7 protein-coding genes are annotated in these 7,427 nt (G+C 63.8%); 5 read left to right on the plus strand and 2 right to left on the minus strand.

Translation table 11 applies throughout. The features are described from left to right. From Q0W88_RS09905 to eda, 3 genes are all read left to right on the plus strand, one after another. On the plus strand, nucleotides 1-296 hold a 296-nt coding region (locus tag Q0W88_RS09905; RefSeq protein ID WP_297803020.1), incomplete at its 5' end, for a 6-phosphogluconolactonase. Then, on the plus strand, nucleotides 296-2,119 hold the full coding sequence (gene edd, locus Q0W88_RS09910) for a phosphogluconate dehydratase (RefSeq protein ID WP_297803021.1): 1,824 nt from the start codon (nucleotides 296-298) through the stop codon (nucleotides 2,117-2,119). The genes Q0W88_RS09905 and edd, both read left to right, overlap by 1 nt. Next, nucleotides 2,116-2,742 carry a bifunctional 4-hydroxy-2-oxoglutarate aldolase/2-dehydro-3-deoxy-phosphogluconate aldolase gene (gene eda, locus Q0W88_RS09915; RefSeq protein ID WP_297803023.1) on the plus strand — a complete coding sequence of 209 codons (627 nt, stop codon included), beginning with the start codon at nucleotides 2,116-2,118 and terminating at the stop codon, nucleotides 2,740-2,742. The genes edd and eda overlap by 4 nt, the downstream gene beginning before the upstream one ends. Here eda and Q0W88_RS09920 read toward each other — a convergent pair. After that, nucleotides 2,717-3,655 carry a hypothetical protein gene (locus tag Q0W88_RS09920; protein ID WP_297803024.1) on the minus strand — a complete coding sequence of 313 codons (939 nt, stop codon included), beginning with the start codon at nucleotides 3,653-3,655 and terminating at the stop codon, nucleotides 2,717-2,719. The genes eda and Q0W88_RS09920 overlap by 26 nt on opposite strands. A gap of 78 nt (nucleotides 3,656-3,733) precedes the next feature. Between Q0W88_RS09920 and glyQ the strand changes: the two genes are divergently transcribed. Beyond that, a complete protein-coding gene (glyQ, locus tag Q0W88_RS09925) occupies nucleotides 3,734-4,633 on the plus strand; it encodes a glycine--tRNA ligase subunit alpha (protein WP_297803027.1) in 900 nt (299 codons plus the stop codon). After that, complete coding sequence (gene glyS / locus Q0W88_RS09930) at nucleotides 4,630-6,795, plus strand: glycine--tRNA ligase subunit beta (RefSeq protein ID WP_297803029.1); 2,166 nt, start codon at nucleotides 4,630-4,632, stop codon at nucleotides 6,793-6,795. The genes glyQ and glyS overlap by 4 nt, the downstream gene beginning before the upstream one ends. Nucleotides 6,796-6,985: 190 nt before the next feature. Here glyS and Q0W88_RS09935 read toward each other — a convergent pair. Next, a partial coding sequence (locus Q0W88_RS09935) for a cation:proton antiporter (RefSeq protein ID WP_297803032.1) occupies nucleotides 6,986-7,427 on the minus strand: 442 nt, incomplete at its 5' end.

The raw sequence follows: 7,427 nt of genomic DNA on the forward strand, positions 1-7,427 counted from the left end.
CCGATGGCCACATCGCGTCCCTGTTCGTGGAAAGCGCCGATTATGACGCGGCCATGGACGCCGGTACCGGACGCGCCGTGCTGCCGATGCGATTCGTGGCCGGCGACGGCAAAACCGACCGCCTCAGCTTCACCCTGCCGGCCTTGCTGCAGACGCGCCGCGTGCTGTTCTGCATCAGCGGTGCCGACAAGCGCGAGGTGCTGGAACGGAGCCTCGATGGCCGCGCTCCGCACTATGCCGCCGCCCGTTTTCTGGCGGCCTACGCCGGTCCGGTCGATATCTTCTGGAGTCCCTAATGAACATCCATCCGGTCATTGCCGAGGTCACCGCGCGCATCGAACAGCGCAGCCGTGATCTGCGCGCCGATTACACCGCCCGCATGCAGGCCCAGAAACGCAGCACGCCGGCGCGCGCGCGTCTGTCCTGCTCGAACCTCGCCCACGTCATGGCGGCCAGCGGCGATGACAAACCGGCGCTCGGCTTCGGCGGTTACCCCAACATCGGCATCGTCACCGCCTACAACGACATGCTGTCGGCGCATCAGCCCTATGAAAACTATCCCGGAAAAATCCGGGATTGGGCACGTGCCTGCAAGGCCACCGCGCAGGTCGCCGGCGGCGTGCCGGCGATGTGCGACGGTGTCACCCAGGGCCAACCCGGCATGGAGCTGTCGCTGTTCAGCCGCGATGTGATTGCGCTGGCCACCGCCGTGGCCTTCAGCCACGACGCCTTCGATGCCGGCCTGATGCTCGGCGTGTGCGACAAAATCGTGCCCGGTCTGTTCATGGGCGCCGCCGCTTTCGGCCACCTGCCGATCGTGTTCGTGCCGGCCGGACCGATGCCCTCGGGCGTGGCCAATGCCGAAAAGGCGAAAGTGCGCCAGCGCTTTGCCGATGGCCAGGCGAGCCGCGAGGAGCTGCTGGCGGTCGAAGCCGGCTCCTACCACGCGCCCGGCACCTGCACGTTCTACGGCACCGCCAATTCCAACCAGCTGCTGATGGAAATGATGGGCCTGCATATTCCCGGCAGCGCCTTCGTGCCGCCGAATACCGGACTGCGCGAGGCCCTGACCGAATACGCTGTGCAGATCGCGGCGGCTAACAGCGCGCTCGGCGAAGCGTATCTGCCATTCCACGCCGTCATCGATGCGCGTTCGCTGGTCAATGGCGTGATCGGCCTGATGGCCACCGGCGGCTCGACCAACCTGATGATCCATATTCTGGCCATGGCACGTTCGGTCGGCTATGTGATGACCCTGGATGATCTGGCTGAAATATCCGCGGTCACGCCGCTGCTTGCGCGCATCTATCCGAACGGCTCGGCCGACGTCAATCAGTTCCATGCCGCCGGTGGCATGGCGTTCGTGATCCGTGAACTGCTGTCGGCCGGGCTGTTGCATGCCGATGCCCGCAGCGTCATCAACCAACCGATCAGCGCCTATGCGCAGGAGCCGGTGCTGTCGCACGGGCATCTGCATTGGCGCGATCCGCCGGCGCAGTCCGGCGATGCCAATATTCTGCGTCCGGCCGCCGATCCGTTTTCCGTGCAGGGCGGCCTGTGCAAGCTGGCCGGCAATCTCGGCCAAGCGGTCATCAAAATTTCCGCGCTCGATGAATCCAAGTGGACGGTCGCCGCGCCGGCGCGCGTGTTCGACAGCCAAGCTGCGATGGCGCGTGCCCACAAGGCCGGTGAACTGACCGGCGACATGGTGGCGGTGGTGCGTTATCAGGGCGCGCGCGCCAACGGCATGCCCGAGCTGCATCAGCTGATGCCGCTGCTGGCCAATTTGCAGGACAAAGGCCACAAAGTCGCATTGGTCACCGATGGCCGCCTGTCCGGGGCGTCCGGCAAAGTACCGGCGGCCATCCATCTCAGCCCGTCCGCCGATGAAGGCGGCCTGATCGGCAAAATCCGCGATGGCGATATGGTCCGCATCGACGCCGTAACCGGCGAACTGCAATTGCAGGTCGACGCGGAGGAGTTGGCCAAACGGCCGGCCGCGGCCTGCACCGAATCCGGCCATCAGTTCGGCCTCGGCCGCGAATATTTCCAGCTGTTCCGCGATCATGTGTCCAGCACCGAAACCGGCGCCAGCATCCTGTTCGGAGAAAAACCATGAGCGAAGCCATCCGGCGCTTCTTCAGCAATCCGGTCATACCGGTGGTGGTCATCGATGACGCCGCGCAGGCCGTGCCTTTGGCCGAAACCCTGCTCGAAGCCGGCATCAGCGCCATTGAAATCACCCTGCGCACGCCGCAGGCGCTGGCCGCCATGGAGGCCATCGCCAAACAGGTGCCGGCCATGCAGCTGACCGCCGGCACGGCATTGAACCGGCATCATCTGCAGCAGGTCAAGGACGCCGGCGCGGAACTGGTGGTGTCGCCGGGCATCAGTGCCGAACTGCTCGAGGGCGCGCATGATCTCGGTCTGGCGCTGCTGCCGGGCATCGCCACGGCGTCCGAGCTCATGCTCGGTCTGAATGCCGGTCTGACCCATTTCAAACTGTTTCCGGCCAGCGCCATCAATGGCATTGCCTTGGCCAAGGCTTTCGCCGGCCCGTTTCCGGAAGCCCGCTTCTGCTGCACCGGCGGTATCACCGAAGCCGAGCTACCGGTTTATCTGGCCGAAGCCAATATCCCGAGCGTGGGCGTGTCCTGGCTGGCCGCGCGCCCGGCCATTGCGGCCGGACGCTGGGACGAAATCCGCGCCGCGGCGCTTAGATCAAGACTTCCGAGTCGCTGACCGCCGGCGCTTTGCCGCCGGTGCCGAGCACATCGCGCCAGAACAGGTACTGGAACGAAAACATCAGCGGATAGATGAACAGAATCAGCAGCACATAAATTACGGCGCCGATGGCCAGCGCGATATTGCTGTTGAGCATGCTCAGCGCGGCAATCAGCAGACCGGCGAGCACACCGACGACCAGGGCCGCGGCAATCACCACCAACAGCATCGAAAGCATGAACAGCAGCAGGCTGCCGAGATTCTTCAGGGTTGCGGCGATACCGTCCTTCACCGAATCAACGGCGCCGGCATCGGTCAGCGCGGCCTGGCAGAAGCCGAGCATGAATGCGGTCTGCAGCACCGAACCGATCAGGATGATGCCGGCATAGGCGGCCCAGAAACCGGCCGACAGCCCGGTCATCGCTTCCGGATTGTTGCTCAACTGGGCGTTCATGAACTGGCCGATGTCTTCGCTGCCGATGCCGAGCGCCATGCAGGCCAGAATGTAGCCGCCCTGCACCGCGATATTCAACACGGCACCGAGGAAGCCGAAGGCGATCAGCTTTTTCCAGCGCGCGCCGTCACCGTAACCGGCGAACAGATCGCCGACCGAGGCCGGCCGGCCATCGGCCAGCTTGCCGGTGAGTACGAACCAGCCGGCGATGAACGGCGGTACCAGAATCAAAGCCACCAGCATGACGGCGGCATACAGCAACGCGATTTTCTGCCAATCGATGCTTTCGACATCGCCCATGGCGGCGCCGGCGGCACTCAGACCGATGATCAGGCCGGCCGCGAACGCCAACAGGAAAATGGCGGCCAGACTGACCAACGAGGCCAGCAGGAAGGTGCCCCAGTGCTTGCCGACCAATTTGAAGCTGGCGATGAGCCAACCGAACATATCCGAGACGCTAGCCTTTCTGATTTCCATGAAAACCCCTTTTAAATGCCTGTGCCACGGCGAACAGCCTTTATAATAGCCACATTCACCGAAAAGAGCGAAACCGCCATGTCGGCACCGAGTTTCCAAGACATCATTCTGCGCCTGAACCAGTACTGGGCTGCCCAGGGTTGCGTGCTGATCCAGCCCTTCGACATCGAAGTCGGTGCCGGCACCTTCCATCCGGCCACCTTCCTGCGTGCGCTCGGCCCGGAGCCGTGGAACGCCGCCTATGTGCAACCCAGCCGCCGCCCGACCGACGGCCGTTACGGCGACAACCCCAACCGCCTGCAACGCTACTACCAATATCAGGTGGTGCTGAAACCGAACCCGGACAACATCCTCGAGCTATATCTGGACTCCCTGAAGGCGCTGGGCATCGACCCATTGGTGCACGATCTGCGCTTCGTCGAAGACAACTGGGAATCGCCGACCCTGGGCGCCTGGGGGCTGGGTTGGGAAGTCTGGCTGAATGGCATGGAAGTCACCCAGTTCACCTACTTCCAGCAGGCCGGCGGCCTTGAATGCCGACCGGTCACCGGTGAAATCACCTACGGCCTCGAGCGTCTGGCCATGTATCTGCAGAATGTCGATAACGTCTACGATCTGGTCTGGACCACCGGCCCGCAGGGCGTGGTCAAGTACGGTGATGTCTATCACCAGAACGAAGTCGAGCAGAGCGCCTACAATTTCGAACATGCCGATGTGGCCGAACTGTTCCACCGTTTCGACGCCTGTGAATCCGAAGCGCTGAAACTGGTCGGTCTCGGTCTGCCGCTGCCGGCCTACGAGCAGGTCTGCAAGGCTTCGCACAGCTTCAATCTGCTCGATGCCCGGCGCGCCATTTCGGTGACCGAACGGCAGCGCTACATCCTGCGCGTGCGCACCCTGTCGCGCGCGGTGGCCGAGGCCTATTACGCCCAGCGCGAGAAGCTGGGCTTTCCGAACCTGAAAACGGTGTCCGCATGAACACGCAAGCCCTGCTGATCGAACTCGGTACCGAAGAGCTGCCGCCGAAAGCCCTGCCGGAATTGGCCGAAGCCTTCGCCCACGGCATCGCGGACGGTCTGCGCAAACGCGGCCTGGCCATCGGAACCGTGCAAACGCTCTACGCGCCGCGGCGTCTGGCCGTGCGCATCGACGGCGTACAGAGCGAACAGCCGGCCCAGCACGCGGAAGTGTTCGGCCCGTATGTCAACATCGCACTCGACGCCAATGGCGAACCGACACCGGCTCTGCGCGCCTTCGCGCAGAAGAACGCACTGGCCATCGACGATCTGGCACGCATCAGCGACGCCAAAGGCGAACGTTTCGTGGCGCGCAGCGCGCGCCCGGGCAGTCTGACCCTTGAGCTGTTGCCGGAAATCGTCAATGAGTCGGTCAAGTCTCTCCCGATTCCGAAGCCGATGCGCTGGGGCAGCCGTGACACCCAGTTCGTGCGCCCCGTGCACTGGCTGGTCGCCCTGTACGGCAATGCCGTGGTGCCGATGAGCGTGCTCGGCTTGAAAGCCGGGCGCGCCACCCGCGGTCACCGATTCCACGCGCCGGAAGCGGCCGATATCGCGCATCCGGAAAATTACGTGGGCACCCTGCGCGGCAAACAGGTCCTGGTCGATCCGGCCGAACGTCGGCAGCGCATCGCCGATCAGATCGGCCGCGCCGCCGCCTCGGTCGGCAAGCAGGCCGATATTCCCGAGGATCTGCTTTCGGAAGTGAACTGCCTGGTCGAATGGCCGGCGGCCATTCTCTGCCAATTCGAACCGGCTTTCCTGCGCGTGCCGCACGAAGCCCTGGTGTCGACCATGCAGGCCAACCAGAAATTCTTCCCCTTGCGCGAAGCCGACGGCACGCTGTCGGAATATTTCGTCGGCATCGCCAACATCGATTCGAAAGATCCGGCGCAGATCAAGCAGGGTTACGAGCGCGTCATCCGTCCGCGCTTCGCCGATGCCGCGTTCTTTTACGATGAGGACCTCAAGCAGGGCATCGTCGCCATGGCCGAGGGCTTGGCTTCGGTCACCTATCAGCAGAAGCTCGGCAGCTATGCCGACAAGACCGCGCGTATCGCCGCTCTGGCGGAAAGCATCGCGCGGGATGCCGGTCTGAATTCCGGCCAGGCCGGACGCGCCGCGGCGCTGTCGAAGGCCGACCTGCAATCGCGCATGGTCGGCGAGTTCCCGGAACTGCAGGGCATCGCCGGCCGTTACTACGCCAAAGCCGCCGGGGAACCCGAAGCCGTGGCCGTGGCCATCGACGAAGCCTACCAGCCGCGTTTCGCCGGAGACGCCATCGCCGCGTCGAAACTCGGCCAGGTGCTGGCCATCGCCGAGCGCCTGGATACGCTGGCCGGCGGTTTCGCCGCCGGACTGAAACCGACCGGCAACAAGGATCCGTTCGCCCTGCGCCGCAACGCGTTGGGTCTGGCGCGCACGCTGCTGGAAGGCGGTTTCGATCTGCGCCTGGACCAGCTGCTCGGCAAGGCCTATCTGAATGTTTTCGAATACTGCATGACCTCGGCCGAACAACAGGCCGCCGCCGAAGCCGTTTCGGACAAGCCCGGATTCTGGAAAAAATGGCTGGCCGAACTGGAAGCCCTGCAGGGCGATGATCATGTCGACCGCTATCTCGAAATCCAGCAGTTCATCCTCGATCGTCTGCGCGGGTATTTCGCCGACAAAGGCTACAGCGAGCGCCACTTCGATGCCGTCAATGCCGTCGCCTTGGAGTCGCTGCCGGATTTCGCCAAGCGCCTTGCCGCCATCGCCGAATTCGCCGGCATGCCCGAAGCCGAAGCGCTCGCCGCCGCCAACAAACGCGCCGCCAATATCCTGCGCAAATCCGCCGATGAAGCCGCCGATTCGGTGAATCCCGCGTTGCTGCAGGAGCCCGCCGAGCAGGAATTGTGGCAGGCCTTGCAAGCCGTCGAATCCGCACTTGCGCCGATGCTGAAGTCCCGGGATTACATCGGGGTGCTGCGGTCCCTGGCCGGTCTGCGCGCTCCGGTGGACGCCTTCTTCGAGGGTGTGATGGTCAATGCCGAGGACCCGAAGGTGCGCGGCAACCGTCTGGCCCTGCTGCAGGTGCTGACCGATCAGTTCAATGCCGTCGGCGATATTTCACTGCTGGCCTGACGGCGCCGGTTCAGGCACACTAAGCGCAAACCCACGCAGGAGAACGTCATGGCCAAGGGCCTGAACCAGAAGAAAGACACCAAGAAAAAACCGGAAAAGACCCTGAAGGAAAAGCGCGCCGAAAAAGCCGCGAAGAAAGGGAAGTAATCCGCTTGGCGGGCGGCCGATGCGGCCACCCGCGCACGCAGTATCAACCGGTCCGCAATTCCTTTTTGCCGTAGATGCGTTCGAAGATCGGTGTGGCCATCAGCGTGGTCACCACCGCCATCAATACCATGATGGTGAACAGCGCCGGCTCGATGATGCCGCGTTGCAGGCCGATGTTGAGGATGATCAGCTCCATCAGGCCGCGCGCGTTCATCAGGGTGCCGATGGCCATCGCTTCCCGGTGGTTTTCGCCGTTCCAGCGGGCCGCCAGATAGCAGGCCACGCCCTTGCCGGTAATCGCCACCAGCAATACCAGGGCCGCCAGGCCCCACAGGTGCGGCGAGTTGACCAAGCCGATTTTGGTGTTGAGGCCGGAATAGACGAAGAACACCGGCAGCAGCAGCGCCACCGTCAGCGGATACATCAACCGGTGCAGTTCCGCGCTGAACTTGCCGCGTGGCATGGCGATGCCCATGATGAAGGCG

The organism is Arenimonas sp. GDDSR-1 (assembly GCF_025980345.1).
In the GTDB taxonomy this organism is placed as follows: Bacteria; Pseudomonadota; Gammaproteobacteria; order Xanthomonadales; family Xanthomonadaceae; genus Arenimonas.